The sequence below is a fragment of the Pseudomonas sp. Pse79 genome (assembly GCF_024519615.1).
GTDB lineage: Bacteria > Pseudomonadota > Gammaproteobacteria > Pseudomonadales > Pseudomonadaceae > Aquipseudomonas > Aquipseudomonas veronii.
Genome location: NZ_JALJRR010000047.1, coordinates 1 through 19458, shown reverse-complemented (window position 1 = coordinate 19458; position 19458 = coordinate 1). Strand labels below are relative to the sequence as shown.

The window sequence follows — 19458 nt, the reverse complement described above, 5'->3', positions numbered from 1 at the left end:
AGTGGCTGACACACTGCTATCGGGGGCAAGCCCCCTCCCACATTTGGATCTCCATGGGTCAGATAGACCTCATTCTGTATTTGCTCTTGCTCTTAGGCGCGGCCTTATAGCCAACCTGATCCTGGAAGCCGAATGCGGTCAAAAATGTGGGAGGGGGCAAGCCCCCTCCCACATTTGGATCTCTATGGGTCAGATAGACCTTGCTCTGCTTTTGATCTGTTCTTGCCCTTGCCCGAGCATTAGTGAGGTGCCGAGTGTTGGGGCAAGAGCGGAGCCACCAGCCGCCGCTACCGAAGAAACGGATATGTACCCAACCCCCCGAAAAACCATCAACCCGCCTGCCGCAAGTGCTCCATCGCCCAAACCGCCGCCTCCACCCGTGACCGCAACCCCAACTTATGCAGCAGATTCTTCACATGCACCTTCACCGTCCCTTCGGTAATCCCCAACTTATGCCCGATCACCTTATTGCTGTAGCCACTGGCAATCGTGCGCAGCACCTGCCGTTCCCGCTCCGTCAAGTCCACCGCCGCATGGGGTTGCGGCGAGCGCAGTGCCTGGGCCAGCACCCGCGTCAACCCGGGGCTGATCACCAGCGCTCCATGCAACGCATCACGGATGAACTCCACCACCAACTCCGGCTCCATGTCTTTGAGCAGATACCCGTTGGCATCCAGGCGCAGTGCATCGCGAATGTCATCCTCGGCGTCGGACACGGTAAACAGCAGCACCTTGCCCGCATAGTTCATGGCGCGCAGGCGGCGCAGGGTTTCCAGGCCGTTCATCTGCGGCATGTTGTTGTCCAGCAGCACCAGGTCCGGTTGCAGGGTTTCGATCTGGTCCAGGGCTTCCTGGCCATTGCCGGCTTCGCCGACCACCTGCAGATCGTCTTCGAGTTCGAGTATCTGACGCATGCCATGGCGCATCATCGGGTGATCGTCGACCAGCAAAATGCGGTGGCGGGGGAGTGTGCTCATGGGAGGTTACCTTGTAGAGGTTGCCCGAGAAATTCCGGTTGAAAACGTAAATGCACCCGCGTGCCCTGGGGCTCGCGGGGGCTGATGTCGAGTTGGCCGTGCAGGCTGCGCGCGCGTTCGTCCATGATGGTCAGGCCGTGGTGTTCGCGTTGGTCGACGGCGCCGCAAAAGCCACGGCCGTCGTCCTCGATGCTCAGGCTCACGGTCTCGCCCTCCTGGCGCAGTTGCAGCCAGGCGTTTTGCGCATGGGCGTGGCGCAGGCAGTTGGACAAGGCCTCGCGGGTGATCTGCAGCAAGTGGATCTGTTCGCTGGCCGACAATTGGAAGGCGAGGGCGTCGACGTGCAGGTGGACCTGGAATTCGCCGCGCCGGGAGAACTCTTCGGCGGTTTCCGATAGCTCCTGTACCAACCCGGCATCGTGGATTTGCAGGCGGAAGGTGGTCAGCAGCTCGCGCAGTTGGCGGTAGGCGTTGTTCAGGCCGTCGCGCAGTTCGGCGGTGACGGTGGCCAGGGTTTCCACGGGTTCGCCCCGGCGGATCAGGGTTTGCATGCGGCTGACTTGCAGCTTCATGTACGACAGCGCCTGCGCCAGGGAGTCGTGCAGTTCCCGGGCGATGATGGTGCGCTCGTCGAGCAGCAGCAAACGATGGTCCTGTTCGCGCTGGCGTTTGAGCGACAGCGAAGTGCCGATCAGGTTGGCCAGGGCCTGGATCAATTGCTTTTCCCAGTCTTGCGGAGGGTGGCCATCGTCGAAGTGGGCCTTGAGTTCGCCCAGTTCCGAGCCCTGGTTGCTGATGCTGAATATCTGCGGCGGCGCCACTTTGTGTTTATGGCAGCTCGCGCAATCGCCGATGGCGCAGATGTTACGGCTGTCGCCGCCGTGCAAGGCGAGCATCTGCTGGGCCGGTGCGAGGAAGTGGCCTTGCAGGCACAACGACAGGCGCAACCCCGGCAGGCGTTTCTGGAAGCGCCGGATCAATTCGTCCAGGCCCTCGGCATTGGCCAGGCGCGTGGCCAGGCTGCTGCTGCTCTGGTACAGCAGCTCGAGTGCGGCGTTGGCTTGTTGCAGGTTGAGGGTCTTGAGGCGCACCTGGCTTTCCAGGGTGCGGTGGGACGCCTCTATGGTCTCGGCCATGGTGTTGAAGCTCAGGGCCAGTTGCCCCAGCTCATCGTCGGAACGGTGGTTGACCCGGGTCTTGAAGTCGCCGTCGCGAAAGCGCCGGGTGGCCTGTACCAGTTCCTGCAAAGGGTTGACCACGCCGTACTGCAATTCATACAGGCCGATCAACAGGATGATCAACGTGCTGAACAGCGCCAGGCCCTGGATGCCTTGCTGCCAGCTTTGTTTGCGTTCGCTCTGTTGCTGCAACAGGCTGACGAATTGATTCATTTGCTCGACGAATGTCGGCGCGCTGGCCTGGAATTGCGCCGTATCACCGCGCGTCAGGGCCGGGCGCAGCTCGTCGTTCCAGCGTTGCTGGATCTGTTGGTAGCTCTGCAGCAGGGCGCTGTTCGGGCCGTCTTCCAGCACCGCTTTGAGCGAGTCGCTGTCGAGGCGCCTTTGCAGGCTCTGGGTGATGGTGTCGATCTCTTCGGCCGGCGCGGCGGCGGCGAGCCGCCAACTGAGGTGGTAGGTCTCCATACGCACGGAGCCGGCGGTGTTGATTGCGGCGGCGTCGCCCTGGCTGAACCAGGCGATCAGCCCCGCACTCAAGGAACTGGCAAGGGCCAGGATAGCGATCAGGATCACAGCCAAGCCGGCGCGTGCGGGCAGGGAGCTGCGTAGCCAGCTAAACATCACGGCGTAGTCGGAGGGGGGGGAAAGCCTGCATGGCGGCACCTGAAAAGGAAAAACGAGCTGGAAAACGGCGATCCCTGGCGCACTACCTCTAAAGAGTTGCCGGCAAACCCTCCCACGGGAAAACGCCGGCACAAGAGATCAATCCATTGATAAATAAAGACTTTCTCTTGTTATAGGGACTACCTCCTTAGAGGTATAGGGGATCAGCATAGCCTTATACCCCCCTGGCCGACGTTGATCTGCGTCAAGTTCCAAGGGGGTGTCGCCCCTAACCTGCGCTCATGAAATCACCTTTTGGAGCGCATACCGTGACTCAACCCCGTATAAGACAAGGCTTGGTGCTGGGCATGAGCACGCTGGCCTTCACCGTCTGCTTTATGGTGTGGATGATGTTCGCCGTGTTGGGCGTGCCCATCAAAGAGCTGCTGCAACTCAACGAAACCCAGTTCGGCCTGCTGGCCGCCACGCCGGTCTTGACCGGTTCCCTGGTGCGCCTGCCCCTGGGCTTGCTGACTGACCGCTTCGGCGGGCGCATCGTGTTCTTCCTGTTGATGCTGGCCTGCGTGCTGCCGCTGTACCTGATCACCTACGCCACCGCTTATTGGCAGTTCCTGGTGCTGGGCCTGTTTGTCGGCCTGGCCGGCGGTTCGTTCTCGGTGGGCATCGCCTACGTCGCCAAGTGGTTCGACAAGGACAACCAGGGCTTCGCCATGGGCGTGTTCGGCGCCGGTAACGCCGGGGCCGCGGTCACCAAGTTCCTCGCCCCGGCGCTGATCGCCCTTGGCACCTGGCACCTGGTGCCCAAGGTATTCGGCGCAATCCTGTTCATCACCGCGCTGTTGTTCTGGTTCCTCACCAGCGAGAACAAGGCCCACCGCAGTGCCGGCGGCGCCACCTTGCGCGAGCAACTGCGGTGCCTGAAAGACCCGGCCGTGTGGCGCTACTGCCAGTACTACTCGATTGTCTTCGGCGGCTACGTCGGCCTGGCATTGTGGATGACCAAGTACTACGTGCAGGAATACGGTTTCAGCCTGCAAAGCGCGGCGCTGCTGGCCGCCTGTTTCTCCCTGCCCGGCGGCGTGCTGCGCGCGGTCGGCGGTTGGATGTCCGACCGCTGGGGCGCCCAGAGCGTGACCTGGTGGGTGTTGTGGGTGAGCTGGGTCTGCCTGTTCCTGCTCAGCTACCCGCAGACTCAATTGCAGGTGCAGACCGTCAACGGTCCCCTGGATTTGCACATCGGCCTCAACCCCACCCTGTTCACCGTGCTGCTGTTCGTGATGGGCATCGCCTTCGCGTTCGGCAAAGCCTCGGTGTTCAAGTACATCGCCAATGACTACCCGCAGAACATGGGCGCGGTGTCCGGCATCGTCGGCCTGGCCGGTGGCCTGGGGGGCTTTGTGCTGCCGATTCTGTTTGGCGCCCTGGTGGACCTCACCGGCGTGCGCTCGTCCTGCTTCATGTTGATGTACGGCGTGGTCTGGGTGTCCCTGACCTGGATGTACCTCAGCGAAATCCGCAAACAACCGCTGCTGGGCAACACCGCCCAACGTCTCCAAGGAGAATGAACATGTCCATCGCGCAAAAGCCCGATTCGGGCCCGGTGATTCACGACTGGCGCCCCGAGGACCCCGCGTTCTGGGGGGCCAGCGGCAAAAAAACCGCTACCCGCAACCTGTGGATCTCGATTCCCGCGCTGCTGCTGGCCTTCGCCGTGTGGATGGTGTGGAGCACGGTGATCGTGCGCCTCAACGCCATCGGCTTCAGCTTCACCACCGACCAGCTGTTCTGGCTGGCGGCGTTGCCCGGCCTGTCCGGCGCGACCTTGCGGGTGTTCTATTCGTTCATGGTGCCGATCTTCGGCGGGCGTCGCTGGACTGCCCTGAGCACCGCGTCGCTGTTGCTGCCGGCGCTGTGGATGGGCTTCGCGGTGCAAGACCCCAACACCCCTTACAGCGTGTTCGTGCTGATCGCCTTGTTGTGCGGCTTCGGCGGCGGCAACTTCGCCTCCAGCATGTCCAACATCAGCTTCTTCTACCCCAAGGCGCAGCAAGGCACGGCCCTGGGCCTGAACGCCGGCCTCGGTAACCTGGGCGTGTCGGTGATGCAGTTCTGCGTGCCGCTGGTGATCACCTTCGGGGTGTTCGGCATGGTCGGCGGGCAAGCGCAAACCCTGCCCGACGGTAGCCAGCTGTGGCTGCAGAACGCCGGGTTCATCTGGGTGCCGTTCATCCTCACCGTCACCGTGGCGGCCTGGTTCGGCATGAATGACCTGTCCAGCGCCCGCGCTTCGTTCAGCGAGCAGGCGGTGATCTTCAAACGCAAGCACAACTGGCTGATGTGCTGGTTGTACCTGGCGACCTTCGGTTCGTTCATCGGCTTTTCGGCGGCGTTCCCGCTGCTGATCAAAACCTCGTTTCCGGACGTGGTGGCGTTGAAGTTCGCCTTCCTCGGCCCGCTGGTCGGCGCTCTGGTGCGCCCACTGGGCGGCTGGCTGGCGGACAAACTGGGCGGCGCGCGAGTGACCCTGTGGAACTTCGTGCTGATGATCGTGATGGTATTCGGCGTGCTGCACTTCCTGCCGCAGAACGGCCAGGGCGGCGACTTCTACGGCTTCCTCGGCCTGTTCATGTTGCTGTTCATCACCACAGGCGTGGGCAACGGCTCCACCTTCCGCATGATCCCGGTGATCTTCCGCACCCAGCACGAGAAAGCCAGCGCCGGTAAATCCGCCGCCGAGCGCGAGCAGGCCATCAAGAATGCCGGCAAGGAATCCGCCGCCGTACTGGGGTTCAGTTCGGCCATGGGCGCCTTCGGTGCGTTCTTCATTCCCAAGTCCTTCGGCACCTCCATGGCCGCCACCGGTAGCCCGGCGATGGCCTTCTACATGTTTGTCGGTTTCTACCTGAGCTGCATTGTCGTGACCTGGTGGTGGTATGCCCGCAAAGGTTGCGCCACCCCCTGCTAGTCCGACCTGAATTCGCGGGGCAACGCACCCCGCAGCACGCCTGATGAGGAAAGCACCATGAGTCATTTGTTGGATCAACTGCGGTTCTTCAACCGCAAACAAAACGAATTTTCCGACGGCCACGGCGAGACCCGTAAAGAGTCCCGCGACTGGGAAAACGTCTACCGTTCGCGCTGGCAGTACGACAAGATCGTGCGTTCCACCCATGGCGTGAACTGCACCGGCTCCTGCTCGTGGAAGATCTACGTGAAGAACGGCCTGATCACCTGGGAAACCCAGCAGACCGACTACCCGCGCACCCGCAACGACCTGCCCAACCACGAACCCCGTGGCTGCCCGCGCGGTGCGAGCTACAGCTGGTACATCTACAGCGCCAACCGGCTCAAGTACCCGAAGATCCGCAAGCCGCTGCTCAAGCTGTGGCGTGAAGCGCGCCAGACCCTGGCGCCGGTGGAAGCCTGGGCGAGCATTGTCGAGGACAAGGCCAAGGCCGACTCCTATAAAAGCAAGCGCGGCATGGGCGGTTTCATTCGCTCGAACTGGGAGGAGGTGAATGAAATCATCGCCGCCTCCAACGTCTACACCATCAAACAATACGGCCCGGACCGCATCGTCGGCTTCTCGCCGATCCCGGCCATGTCGATGGTCAGCTACGCGGCGGGTTCGCGTTACCTGTCGCTGATCGGCGGCGTCTGCCTGAGCTTCTACGACTGGTACTGCGACCTGCCACCGGCCTCGCCGATGGTGTGGGGTGAGCAGACCGACGTGCCGGAATCGGCCGACTGGTACAACTCCAACTACATCATCGCCTGGGGTTCCAACGTCCCGCAGACCCGTACCCCGGACGCGCACTTCTTCACCGAGGTGCGCTACAAGGGCACCAAGACCGTGGCGATCACCCCCGACTATTCGGAAGTGGCCAAGCTCACCGACCTGTGGCTCAACCCTAAGCAGGGCACCGACGCCGCGTTGGCCCAGGCTTTCAACCATGTGATCTTCAAAGAATTTCACCTGGACAAGCCGAGCGCCTACTTCACCGACTACGCCAAGCGCTTCACCGACTTGCCGGTGCTGGTGATGCTCAAGCCGATGACCGGTTTCGCTCCCGGCGCAGGCTTCCAGCCGGACCGCTTCCTGCGCGCCTCGGACCTCACCGGCAACCTCGGCCAGGACAACAACCCGGAATGGAAAACCATCGCCCTCGACGAGAGCGGCGAACTGGTCTCGCCGCAAGGCTCCATCGGCTATCGCTGGGGCGAGAAGGGCAAGTGGAACATCCTCGCCAAAGAGGGCGGTGAAGGCCGCGCGATCGACCTGAAACTCAGCCTGATCGGTGACGACGTCGCCGAAGTGGCGTTCCCGTACTTCGCCGGCGAAGTCCAGGAGCATTTCCAGCACGTCGCTGGCGAGGCGGTGCAGTACCGCCGCGTGCCGGTCCACAACGTGACCCTGGCCGACGGCAGCGTGGCCAAGGTGGCGACCGTGTTCGACCTGTCGGCGGCCAACCTGGCCATCGACCGTGGCCTGGGCGGCCACAACGTGGCCAAGGACTACGACGATGCCAGCGTGCCGGGCACCCCGGCGTGGCAGGAAGCGATCACCGGCGTCAGCCGCGAGAAAGCCATCCAGATCGCCCGTGAGTTTGCCGACAACGCCGACAAGACCAAGGGTCGCTCAATGATCATCGTCGGCGCGGCGATGAATCACTGGTACCACATGGACATGAACTACCGCGGGCTGATCAACATGCTCATGCTCTGCGGTTGCGTCGGCCAGACCGGCGGCGGCTGGGCCCACTACGTCGGCCAGGAAAAACTGCGCCCGCAGTGCGGCTGGCTGCCCCTGGCCTTCGGCCTGGACTGGAACCGCCCTCCGCGCCAGATGAACGGCACCAGCTTCTTCTACGGCCATAGCTCGCAATGGCGCCACGAGAAAATGAGCATGCACGATGTGCTCTCGCCTCTGGCCGACAAGTCGCAGTTCCCCGAACACGCCCTGGACTACAACATCCGCGCCGAACGCGCCGGCTGGTTGCCCAGCGCGCCGCAGCTCAACACCAACCCGCTGCACATCTGCCGCGAGGCGGCCGCAGCCGGCATGACGCCGAAAGACTACGTGGTCAAGTCCTGGCAGGACGGCAGCCTGCGCTTTGCCTGCGAACAGCCGGACAGCCCGGTGAACTTCCCGCGCAACATGTTCATCTGGCGCTCCAACCTGCTCGGTTCGTCGGGCAAGGGCCATGAGTACATGCTCAAGTACCTGTTGGGCACCAAGAATGGCGTGATGAACGAAGACATCGGCCACAGCACCGAATGCAAGCCCACCGAGGCCGAATGGGTCGAGGACGGCGCCATCGGCAAGCTCGATCTGGTGACCACGCTGGACTTCCGCATGTCCTCCACCTGCGTGTATTCCGACATCGTCTTGCCGACCGCCACCTGGTACGAAAAAGACGACATGAACACCTCGGACATGCACCCGTTCATCCACCCGTTGTCGGCGGCTATCGACCCGGCGTGGGAATCGCGTTCCGACTGGGAAATCTACAAAGGCATCGCCAAGGCGTTCTCGGCCATGTCGGTCGGTCACCTGGGTGTGGAACAAGACCTGGTCACCGTACCGCTGATGCACGACAGCGTCGGCGAACTGGCCCAACCGTTTGGCGGCACCGACTGGAAAAGCGCACGCGTGGCCCCGGTACCCGGCAAGAACGCGCCGAACATCGCAGTGGTGGAACGCGACTACCCGAACATCTACAAACAGTTCTCCTCGCTGGGCCCGATGCTGGAAAAACTCGGCAACGGCGGCAAGGGCATCAACTGGAACACTGATGAAGAAGTCGAGTTCCTCGGCGAACTGAACCATCACGAAAACGATGCCGGGATCAGCCATGGCCGGCCGAAAATCGACACCGCTATCGACGCGGCCGAGGTGATCCTGTCCCTGGCCCCGGAAACCAACGGCAAGGTCGCCTTGAAAGCCTGGGCCGCGCTGTCGGAATTCACCGGCATCGACCACAGCCACCTGGCGATTTCCAAGGCCCATGAAGCGATTCGCTTCCGCGATATCCAGGCGCAGCCGCGCAAGATCATCTCCAGCCCGACCTGGTCCGGCCTGGAAGACGAGCACGTCAGCTACAACGCCGGCTACACCAACGTCCATGAAAACATCCCATGGCGCACCATCACCGGCCGCCAGCAGTTCTACCAGGATCACCCGTGGATGCAGGCGTTCGGCGAGCAGTTGATGAGCTACCGGCCACCGGTCAACACCAAGACCATCGAAGGCGTGAAGGGCAAGCGCAGCAATGGCGAAACCGAGATCGTGCTGAACTGGATCACTCCGCACCAGAAGTGGGGCATCCACAGCACCTACAGCGACAACTTGCTGATGCTCACCTTGAGCCGCGGCGGGCCGATTGTGTGGCTCTCGGAGATCGACGCCAAGCGCGCCGGGATCGAGGACAACGACTGGATCGAGTGCTTCAACGTCAACGGCGCACTGACCGCCCGTGCGGTGGTCAGCCAGCGCGTCAAGGAAGGCATGGTGATGATGTACCACGCTCAGGAACGCATCGTGAACGTGCCGGGTTCGGAAACCACCAAGACCCGCGGCGGCCACCACAACTCGGTGACCCGCGTGGTGCTCAAACCGACCCACATGATCGGCGGCTATGCCCAGCAAGCCTACGGTTTCAACTACTACGGCACGGTCGGTTGCAACCGCGACGAGTTTGTCGTAGTGCGCAAAATGGCCAAGGTCGACTGGCTCGATGGTTCCACCGGCGATGACTTGCCGCGCCCATTGCCGACTGATATCGAGGAGAACTGAGATGAAGATTCGCTCACAGATCGGCATGGTCCTGAACCTGGACAAATGCATCGGCTGCCACACCTGTTCCATCACCTGCAAAAACGTCTGGACCAGCCGTGAAGGCATGGAATACGCCTGGTTCAACAACGTCGAGTCCAAGCCCGGCATCGGTTACCCGAAAGAATGGGAAAACCAGGACAAGTGGAAGGGCGGCTGGGTGCGCAACGCCAACGGCTCGATCAACCCGCGCATCGGCGGCAAGTTCCGCGTGTTGGCGAACATTTTCGCCAACCCTGACCTGCCGAGCCTGGACGACTACTACGAGCCGTTCGACTTCGACTACCAGCACCTGCACACCGCGCCTTTGGGCGAGCACCAACCGACCGCGCGTCCGCGCTCGCTGGTGTCCGGCAAGCGCATGCAGAAAATCGAGTGGGGCCCGAACTGGGAAGAAATCCTCGGCACCGAGTTCGCCAAGCGCCGCAAGGACAAGAACTTCGACCAGATCCAGGCCGACATTTATGGCGAGTACGAAAACACCTTCATGATGTACCTGCCGCGCCTGTGCGAGCACTGCCTCAACCCGGCGTGCGCGGCCTCGTGCCCGAGCGGTGCGATCTACAAGCGTGAAGAAGACGGCATCGTGCTGATCGACCAGGAAAAGTGCCGCGGCTGGCGCATGTGCATCAGCGGCTGCCCGTACAAGAAGATCTACTTCAACTGGAAGAGCGGCAAATCCGAGAAGTGCATCTTCTGCTACCCGCGCATCGAAGCCGGCATGCCCACCGTGTGTGCTGAAACCTGCGTCGGCCGGATTCGCTACCTCGGCGTGCTGCTCTACGACGCCGACCGCATCAGCGAAGTGGCGAGCACCGCCAACGAGCAAGACCTGTACGAGAAACAGCTGGAAATCTTCCTCGACCCGAATGACCCGGCGGTGATTCGCCAGGCCCTGGCCGATGGCGTGCCGCAGTCGGTGATCGACTCGGCCCAGCGCTCGCCGGTCTACAAAATGGCCGTCGATTGGAAACTCGCACTGCCGCTGCACCCGGAATACCGCACCTTGCCGATGGTCTGGTACGTACCGCCACTGTCGCCGATCCAGAACGCTGCCGCCGCCGGCACCGTGGGCATGAACGGGGTGATCCCGGATGTCGACAGCCTGCGCATTCCGCTGCGTTACCTGGCCAACCTGCTCACCGCCGGCGATGAAAAACCGGTCAAGCGTGCGCTCAAACGCCTGTTGGCGATGCGCGCCTACAAACGCTCCCAGCAAGTCGACGGCGTGCAGGACCTGCAAGTGCTCGAAGACGTCGGCCTGAGCGTGGAACAGGTGGAAGAGATGTACCGCTACCTGGCGATCGCCAACTACGAAGACCGCTTTGTGGTGCCGAGCGCGCACCGTGAAGACGCCATGAGCGACGCGTTCGCCGAACGCTCCGGCTGTGGCTTCAGCTTCGGCAGCGGTTGCAGCGGCAGCTCCGACACCAACATGTTCGGTGCCAAGAAGGCCAACCGTCGCGACGTGTTGAAAACCGTACAGATCTGGGAGGACTGAGCATGCGTATTCTCAAAGTGATTTCGTTGCTGCTGGACTACCCCACCGAAACCCTGGTGAGCGGCCGCGACGAACTGGAACAGGCGATCATCGAGTCGCGGGAGATCAGCCCCAAGCAGCGCGGCGCGTTGTTCGAGTTGCTCGAGCTGATCTGCGCCAATGACCTGATGGACGGCCAGGAACACTACGGCGCGCTGTTCGGCCGTGGGCGCTCGCTGTCGTTGCTGTTGTTCGAACACGTCCACGGCGAGTCCCGCGACCGTGGCCAGGCCATGGTCGACATGATGGCCCAGTACGAAGAGGCCGGGTTTGCCATCGGCGTCAAGGAGCTGCCGGACTATATCCCGCTGTACCTGGAGTTCCTTTCGACCCGCGAAGACATCGAGGCCCGCGAGGGCCTGGCGGATGTGGCGCACCTGCTGGCGCTGCTCGCCGCACGTCTGGACGAGCGCGAGAGCGCCTACGCCAGTTGCTTCCGTGCGTTGCTGCAGATCTCGGGTGCCGAGCCGCACCAGGCCGTGGCCGAACTGCGCGCGCAGGTCGCCGCCGAGCCGCGTGACGACTCCCTCGAAGCCCTGGACAAGATCTGGGAAGAGGAAGCGGTGGACTTTATGCAGGCCGAACAACAAGACCGTTGCAGCTCGATGCCCAGCGCACCGGGTAAAGCCCGCGAAGAAAGCGCGGTGCCGTTGCACTGGGTGGATTTTCAGCAAGAAGGGCAGGCCGCAGTGCCGGCCACGGAGGTGGGTAATGTCTAAGTGGAATTTGCTGGTATTCGGGGTGTACCCCTATGTCGCCCTGGCGATCTGCCTGTTGGGCAGTTGGGCGCGGTTCGACCTGTCGCAGTACACCTGGAAGGCTGGCTCCAGCCAGATGCTCAACAACCGTGGCATGCGCGTGGCGAGCAACTTCTTCCACATTGGCGTGCTGTTCGTGCTGGCCGGGCACTTTGTCGGCCTGCTGACCCCGGCGTCGGTCTATCACCATGTGATCAGCACTGAGCACAAGCAGTTGCTGGCGATGGTCTCCGGTGGCGTCTTCGGCCTGCTGTGCCTGGTGGGCTTGCTGATGCTGGTCAAGCGCCGCCTGGGCGACCCGCGTGTACGGGCCACGTCGAGCCCGTCGGACATCCTGATCCTGCTGGTGCTGCTCGCGCAGTTGGTGCTCGGTTTGCTGACCATCGTCGCGTCCACCGGGCATATGGACGGTTCGGTCATGGTGATGCTCGCCGACTGGGCGCAGAACGTGGTGCTGTTGCGGCCAGTGGACGCGGCGGCGTCGATCGAGCCGGTCAGCCTGATCTACAAGGCGCATGTGGCGCTGGGCTTGACCCTGTTCGTGCTGTTCCCGTTTACCCGCTTGGTGCATATGGTCAGCGCGCCGATCTGGTACCTGGGGCGTCGTTATCAAATCGTGCGGCAGAAGTATTGAGGAGAGCGTCATGACAACTGGATGCGGATGTGGTGGCGGTAATGGCGGCAGCGGCGGTTGCGGCTCGTCGGTCAAAGAACCGGTGGTGGCCGAGGTTGCGGCCCCGGCTCTGTTCGAGGAACTGAAGGCGCCTGAGTTGATCGCCAGCAGTGAACAGGAATGGCCGATCATCAGCGTCAACGGCGTGCCCGTCACGCCGGAGGCCATGGCCCTGGAGTTGCAATATCATCCGGCCGAAAGCCGCGAGGAGGCGGTGTATCTGGCCGCCCGTGCGCTGGTGATCCGCGAGCTGTTGCAGCAGCGGATCGCCGAGCTGGGCCTGGCGGTGGAGATCGCAGCCGGCGAGAACGAAGAAGAAGCCGCCACGCGCTTGCTGCTCGAGCGTGAGGTCAAGGTGCCTGAGTGCGACGAGGCCACCTGTGTGCGCTACTTCGAGAACAACCGCGGGCGCTTTCACAGCGCGCCGTTGCTGGCGGTGCGGCACATTCTGCTCGAATGCGCGCCGGATGACGCCGAGGCGCGCCATCTGGCGCACGGCCAGGCGGAAGTGCTGCTGCAGAACCTGAACGAGCAGCCCGGCCAATTCGCCGAGCTGGCCCTGCAGTATTCGGCGTGCCCGTCCAAGGCCCAGGGCGGTTCGCTGGGCCAGGTGAGCAAGGGCCAGACCGTGCCAGAGCTGGAGCGTCAGTTGTTCACCCTCGCGCCGGGCCTGGCCGGCAAGCCGCTGGAGAGTCGTTATGGTTGGCATGTGATCTATGTCGATCAGCGTATCGAAGGCCAACCGCTGCCGTATGAAGCGGTGGCGGTGGCGATCCGCACCCAGTTGCAGCAAGGCGTGTGGCAAAAGGCATTGGTGCAGTACCTGCAAACCCTGATCGGCGCGGCGGACATTCGTGGCATCGCGCTGCAGGGCGCCGACTCGCCGCTGGTGCAGTGACATGAGCCTGGTGGATGGGGTGGGCCGTTCGATCGATTACCTGCGCTTGTCGGTGACCGACCGTTGTGATTTCCGCTGTGTGTACTGCATGGCGAAAAACATGACGTTCCTGCCGCGCCAGCAGGTGCTGACCCTGGAAGAGCTGGAACGCCTGGCCGCGCTGTTCGTCGGCCAGGGCGTGCGCAAGATCCGCCTGACCGGCGGCGAGCCGTTGATCCGCCCGGGCATTGTCGGGTTGTGCCGCAATATCGCGGCACTGCCGGGCTTGCGCGAACTGGTGATGACCAGCAACGGCTCGCAGTTGGCGCGCCTCGCGCAGCCGCTGGTGGACGCCGGGGTCAAGCGCATGAACATCAGCCTCGACAGCCTGGATGCGCAGCGCTTTCGCGCGATCACCCGCAACGGTGATCTGCGCCAGGTGCTGGACGGTATCGAGGCGGCGCGAGAGGCCGGGTTCGAGCGGGTCAAGCTCAACTGCGTGGTGATGAAAGGGCGCAACTTCGATGAAGTGCCGGCGCTGGTGCAGTACGCGATCGACCAAGGCATCGACATCAGCTTTATCGAGGAAATGCCCCTGGGCGACGTGGGCCGCTCCCGCGGCGAGACGTTCTGTGCCAGTGATGAAGTACGCAGCGTGATCGCCCGTCACCATGCCTTGCTCGATAGCACCGAAAACAGCGGCGGCCCGGCGCGCTATGTGCGCCTGGCGCGGCATCCGGGCACGCGTATCGGCTTTATCTCGCCCAACTCCCACAACTTCTGCGGCAGTTGCAACCGCGTGCGGATGACCGTCGAAGGGCAGTTGCTGCTGTGCCTGGGGCAGGACAACGCGGTGGACTTCCGCGCTTTGCTGCGGCGTTACCCGTTGGACGACGCGCCGTTGATCGAGGCGTTGCACAAGGGGTTGCGGGGTAAGCCGCTGCGCCATGATTTCACCGGGGCAGGGGAGGTGCAGGTGGTGCGCTTCATGAATATGAGCGGCGGTTGAATGTGGCAGGGGACTTGCTGTGGCAGGGAACTTACTGTGGGAGGAGGCTTACTGTGGGAGGGGGCTTACTGTGGGAGGGGGCTTGCCCCCGATAGCAGTGTGTCAGCCAATACATGCACGACTGATCCACCGCTATCGGGAACAAGCCGAATCGTCGCACCGCCCCTCCCACATTTTGATCTTCGTTCAGACTTGACCTTGATCAATGGCAGCCCAAACGCTTGACCGTAATATCACTGCATATTGTGTTTCAAAGATTTATTAAATCTATATGTAGTGTCTGGAGCCTTCCAATGCAAAGCATGCTCAGCCCGCTGGTCAGTAACCGCCTGCACAAACGCGACGGTAGCCTCGTTGCCTTCGACGCCGAAAAAATCCGTCAGGCGCTGATCGCCGCCGGCAATGCCACCGGCGAGTATCGGGAGGCCGAGGTCGACCTGTTGCTCGGTGCGGTACTGGCGCGGCTGCGCGGCATCGAACGGCTGGATGTGGAGCAGATCCAGGACAGTGTCGAGCGGGTGTTGATGGACGCCGGTTACTTCCTGTCGATGCGCGCGTATATCGTCTACCGCGAACAGCACGGTCGCTTGCGCCGTGACCGCAAGACCCTGGTGGAAGTCGCCACCTCGATGAACGAATACCTCGACCGTGAAGACTGGCGTGTGCAGGCCAATGCCAACCAGGGGTATTCCCTCGGCGGGCTGGTGCTGAACGTGTCGGGCAAGGTCACTGCCAATTACTGGCTGGACGAGGTCTACAGCCAGCAGATCGGCCGCGCGCACCGTGAGGCGGATCTGCATATCCACGACCTCGACATGCTCGCCGGCTACTGCGCCGGTTGGTCGCTGCGTTCGTTGCTGCACGAAGGCCTCAATGGCGTGCCGGGTCGCGTCGAAGCGGGGCCGCCCAAGCATTTGAGCAGTGCCCTGGGGCAGATGGTCAACTTCCTCGGCACCCTGCAAAACGAATGGGCCGGCGCCCAGGCGTTCAGCTCGTTCGACACCTATCTTGCGCCTTATGTGCGCAAAGACCAGTTGAGCTACCCCGAGGTGCGTCAGGCGGTGCAGGAGTTCATCTACAACCTCAACGTGCCGTCGCGCTGGGGCACCCAGACGCCATTCACCAACCTGACCTTCGATTGGGTCTGCCCGGAAGACCTGCGCGAGCAGGTGCCGGTGATCGGTGGTAAGGAAATGCCGTTTGCCTATGGCGACCTGCAAACGGAAATGGAGCTGATCAACCGCGCCTACATCGAAGTGATGCAGGCCGGGGATGCCAAGGGGCGGGTGTTCACCTTCCCGATTCCGACCTACAACATCACCCATGATTTCCCCTGGGACAGCGAGAACGCCGACCGCCTGTTCGAGATGACCGCGCGCTATGGCCTGCCGTATTTCCAGAACTTCCTCAATTCGGACATGCAACCCAACCAGGTGCGCTCCATGTGCTGTCGCCTGCAACTGGACGTGCGCGAGCTGCTCAAGCGCGGTGGTGGGCTGTTCGGTTCGGCGGAGCAGACCGGCTCGCTGGGCGTGGTGACAATCAACTGCGCGCGCCTCGGTTACCTGTTCAAGGGCGACACCAGCGGCTTGCTGCAACGTCTGGACAGCCTGATGGAAATGGCCATGGAAAGCCTGGAGGTCAAGCGCAAGGTGATCCAGCACCACATGGACGCCGGGTTGTACCCCTACACCAAGCGTTACCTGGGGACGTTGCGCAACCATTTCTCCACTATCGGCCTCAACGGCATGCACGAGATGCTGCGCAATTTCACGGATGACACGCAGGGCACGCACACCGAAGAAGGCCGCGCGTTCGCCCTGCGCCTGCTCGACCATGTGCGCGCCACCTTGCTGCGCTTCCAGGAAGAAACCGGTCACCTCTACAACCTCGAAGCCACACCGGCGGAAGGCACCACCTACCGCTTCGCCAAGGAAGACCGCAAGCGCTACCCGGACATCCTGCAAGCCGGCAGCCTGGATGCGCCGTACTACACCAACTCGTCGCAACTGCCGGTGGGCTTCACCGAAGACCCCTTCGAAGCCCTCGAGCTGCAAGACGAACTGCAATGCAAATACACCGGCGGCACCGTGCTGCACCTGTATATGGCCGAACAGATTTCCTCGGCCCAGGCCTGCAAGCAATTGGTGCGCAAAGCGCTGGGGCGTTTCCGCCTGCCGTACCTGACCGTGACCCCGACCTTCTCGATCTGTCCGGTACACGGCTACCTCGCCGGCGAACACGAGTTCTGCCCCAAGTGCGATGAGATCCTCGCGCTTGCCGCCCAGTCTTGAACCTGTTTTTCAACCCGCAAGGAGATTCACCATGCAAACATCCCAGCCACAACGTCAGCGCTGCGAAGTCTGGACCCGGGTAATGGGTTACCACCGGCCGGTGTCCGCGTTCAACCCCGGCAAACAGTCCGAACACAAGGAGCGTGTTCACTTTACCGAAGCGGCTTGCGCGGCCGGGCGCCAATGAGTCGAATGCTACGGGTTGGGGGCATGGTGCCCCTGACCACCCTCGACTACCCCGGCATGCTCGCTTGTGTGCTGTTCTGCCAGGGTTGTGCCTGGCGCTGTCGTTACTGCCATAACCCGGACCTGATTGCACCGCGCGGTAGCGCGGAGATCGATTGGCGCCGGGTTTTGCTGTTTTTGCAGCGCCGCCAGGACCTGTTGGACGCAGTGGTGTTCAGCGGCGGTGAGCCGACCTTGCAGGAAGGTTTGCCAGCGGCGATGGACGAGGTACGCGCCATGGGCTTTCGCGTGGGCCTGCACAGTGCGGGGATCAAACCGGCAGGCTTTGCCAATGCGCTGCGCCATGCCGACTGGGTGGGCTTCGATGTGAAGGCCCTGGTCGAGGACTATCAACTGGTCACCCAGGTCAAAGGCAGCGGCGTCGCCAATTGGCGCAGTTTGGAGACCTTGCTGGCCAGTGGCGTGGACTACGAGTGCCGCACCACGGTGCATTGGCATCTGATTGATACGTCGCGCCTGCTGCGCCTGGCCCAGCGTTTGCAAGCCAGTGGTGTCAAGCGCTTCGCCGTGCAGATGGTCCGCACGGCAAGCATGCTCGATGAGCAACTGCCGATTGCCCCGGCACAGATGGCATTGCCGGAGTTATGGGGCTGCATGCGCGAGTTGTTTCCGGCTTTTGTATTACGAGGGTGACCGATCGCCCTCCCAGGATTTTTAAAGATGCTGCCCGTTTTGGGCAGGTATTCATCAAGGAATGTTTAGAATGACGCAGTTAACCACGGCACAACGCATTGTCATCGGCTTCGCGATTGCGCCGCTGGCTCTGGTCGGTTTGGTGTTTTACGCCTTGCATGACCTGGCAACCCTCAAGCAACAGTCCGAACAGATCGTGCAGCAGGACTGGCCGAAAATCGCACCGATCATGGTGATCGCCACCGGCGTGCGCGATAACGGGCGCAACACCCGCGACCTGCTGATCGACCAGGATAACCAGCAGGCCCAAGAGGCCATTGGCACCACCCGGCAGCGCATTACCCAGGCGTTCGCCACCCTGGAGCCACTGTTCGATACCACCGAAGGCAAGGCGGCCTATGCCGCGTTGAAAACCCATCGGGAAACCTACGTCGCGGCCTTTACCCAGGTGCAGGCGCTGATCAAGCAGGGCGCCCGCGAGCAGGGCCTGGCCCAGCTCAAACAGCAGGTGGTGCCGGCCGAGCTTGAGGTGTTCAAGAGCCTCGATGCGTTGATGGCCATGCAAGGCCGACTGTTCGTCGAGCGCGAGCAGGCTGCGCAAATTCTCTACGACGATGCGCGCCGCACGATGATCGGATTATTCCTGCTATGCGTGAGCCTGGTCGTGGCGGCCGCCGTGATCGTCACGCGCAGCGTCACCCGGCCTTTGGGCGGCGAGCCGGACGAGGTGGCGCGGGTGCTCAGCCATATCGCCCAGGGCGACCTGACCATCGAGGTGCCGCTGGGCAACAGTGCCGACGGCAGCGTGATGCGCAACCTGCACCAGATGCAGCAGAACCTCAACCAGATGGTCCGGCAGATCGCCGCCTCGGTGGATGGCGTGGCCAGTTCATCCGAAGAGTTGAGCGCAGTCAGCAGCCAGACCAGCAGCAGCCTGCAGTTGCAGGGCCAGGAAATCGAACAGGCCGCCACCGCAGTGAACGAAATGACCGCCGCCGTCGATGAAGTCGCGCGCAACGCGGTGAGCACCAGCGAAGCCTCGCGCCTGTCGGAACAGACCGCCCAGCTTGGGCGGGCGCAGGTGCAGGAAACCGTGGCCTCGATCAACACCCTGGCCACCGGCGTGGTGGAAACCTCCGAACGCATCCAGCAACTCGCCGGCCGCGTGCAAGACATCAGCGGCGTGCTGGATGTGATCCGCAGCATCGCCGACCAGACCAATCTGCTGGCTCTCAACGCCGCGATCGAAGCGGCCCGTGCCGGCGATGCCGGGCGTGGTTTTGCGGTGGTCGCCGATGAAGTGCGCGCCCTGGCCCATCGTACCCAGACCTCGACCCAGGAGATCGAGCAGATGATCGGCAACATCCGCCAGGACACCGAACACGCCGTGGCCGCCATGCACAGCAGCAGCGAACGGGTGCAGGCGACCTTGGGCGTAGCGCAACGCTCGGGGGAGGCGCTGGATGAAATCACCCGCTCGATTTCGCAGATCAATGAGCGCAACTTGATGATTGCCAGCGCCACCGAAGAACAGGCACTGGTGGCGCGGGAAGTGGATCGCAACCTGGTGGGGATTCGGAACCTGTCGCAACAGGTATTGCAAGGGGCCTTGCATACCGAAACGGCGGGGCATGATCTGGCGGGGATGGCGGGGGAACTGCATCAGACGGTGGCGCGGTTTAAGGTTTAGGTGGTGTGGCGATGCGTTTCTTCGGTAATGGCCAACCCGAAAAGTAACCAACGCGCGGCGGCCTTATAGCCGACCTGATCCTGCAAGCCGAACTCGGTCAGAAATGTGGGAGGGGGCTTGCCCC

14 protein-coding genes are annotated in these 19458 nt (G+C 62.6%); 12 read left to right on the top strand and 2 right to left on the bottom strand.

Annotated elements, in window-relative coordinates; translation table 11 throughout:
* Positions 1–329: 329 nt before the first annotated feature.
* Both narL and NR164_RS29690 read right to left on the bottom strand, forming a co-directional pair.
* Entirely contained in the window at positions 330–977 is a 648-nt protein-coding gene (narL, locus tag NR164_RS29695; protein ID WP_017849328.1) for a two-component system response regulator NarL, read from the bottom strand.
* Positions 974–2776, bottom strand: coding sequence for a HAMP domain-containing protein (locus NR164_RS29690; protein WP_256823628.1), 1803 nt, complete (start codon positions 2774–2776; stop codon positions 974–976). The genes narL and NR164_RS29690 overlap by 4 nt, the downstream gene beginning before the upstream one ends.
* A 350-nt stretch (positions 2777–3126) precedes the next feature.
* On the opposite strand from NR164_RS29690, the gene NR164_RS29685 reads away from it, so the two are divergent.
* The 12 genes from NR164_RS29685 (at position 3127) to NR164_RS29630 (ending at position 19334) form a co-directional block, all read left to right on the top strand.
* Complete coding sequence (locus NR164_RS29685) at positions 3127–4344, top strand: nitrate/nitrite transporter (RefSeq protein ID WP_017849326.1); 1218 nt, start codon at positions 3127–3129, stop codon at positions 4342–4344.
* 2 nt (positions 4345–4346) lie between these two features.
* Positions 4347–5744, top strand: a complete 1398-nt coding sequence (locus tag NR164_RS29680) for a NarK family nitrate/nitrite MFS transporter (RefSeq protein WP_256823627.1) — start codon at positions 4347–4349, stop codon at positions 5742–5744.
* 57 nt (positions 5745–5801) lie between these two features.
* Complete coding sequence (locus NR164_RS29675; protein ID WP_017849324.1) at positions 5802–9575, top strand: nitrate reductase subunit alpha; 3774 nt, start codon at positions 5802–5804, stop codon at positions 9573–9575.
* 1 nt (position 9576) lies between these two features.
* A complete protein-coding gene (gene narH, locus NR164_RS29670; RefSeq protein ID WP_017849323.1) occupies positions 9577–11115 on the top strand; it encodes a nitrate reductase subunit beta in 1539 nt (512 codons plus the stop codon).
* 2 nt (positions 11116–11117) lie between these two features.
* A complete protein-coding gene (gene narJ / locus NR164_RS29665; protein WP_046383085.1) occupies positions 11118–11873 on the top strand; it encodes a nitrate reductase molybdenum cofactor assembly chaperone in 756 nt (251 codons plus the stop codon).
* A complete protein-coding gene (narI, locus tag NR164_RS29660; protein WP_017849321.1) occupies positions 11866–12546 on the top strand; it encodes a respiratory nitrate reductase subunit gamma in 681 nt (226 codons plus the stop codon). The genes narJ and narI overlap by 8 nt, the downstream gene beginning before the upstream one ends.
* 10 nt (positions 12547–12556) lie before the next feature.
* Positions 12557–13483 carry a peptidylprolyl isomerase gene (locus NR164_RS29655; RefSeq protein ID WP_046383086.1) on the top strand — a complete coding sequence of 309 codons (927 nt, stop codon included), beginning with the start codon at positions 12557–12559 and terminating at the stop codon, positions 13481–13483.
* A 1-nt stretch (position 13484) separates the two neighbouring features.
* A complete protein-coding gene (gene moaA / locus NR164_RS29650) occupies positions 13485–14471 on the top strand; it encodes a GTP 3',8-cyclase MoaA (protein ID WP_017849319.1) in 987 nt (328 codons plus the stop codon).
* A gap of 293 nt (positions 14472–14764) precedes the next feature.
* A complete protein-coding gene (locus tag NR164_RS29645) occupies positions 14765–16765 on the top strand; it encodes a ribonucleoside triphosphate reductase (protein WP_057006084.1) in 2001 nt (666 codons plus the stop codon).
* A 31-nt stretch (positions 16766–16796) separates the two neighbouring features.
* Positions 16797–16952, top strand: coding sequence for an anaerobic ribonucleoside-triphosphate reductase (gene nrdD / locus NR164_RS29640; protein ID WP_017849317.1), 156 nt, complete (start codon positions 16797–16799; stop codon positions 16950–16952).
* A complete protein-coding gene (locus NR164_RS29635; RefSeq protein WP_169850799.1) occupies positions 16949–17644 on the top strand; it encodes an anaerobic ribonucleoside-triphosphate reductase activating protein in 696 nt (231 codons plus the stop codon). Before nrdD ends, NR164_RS29635 begins: the two co-directional genes overlap by 4 nt.
* Positions 17645–17714: 70 nt before the next feature.
* A complete protein-coding gene (locus NR164_RS29630; protein WP_017849315.1) occupies positions 17715–19334 on the top strand; it encodes a methyl-accepting chemotaxis protein in 1620 nt (539 codons plus the stop codon).
* The last annotated feature ends 124 nt before the right edge of the window (positions 19335–19458 follow it).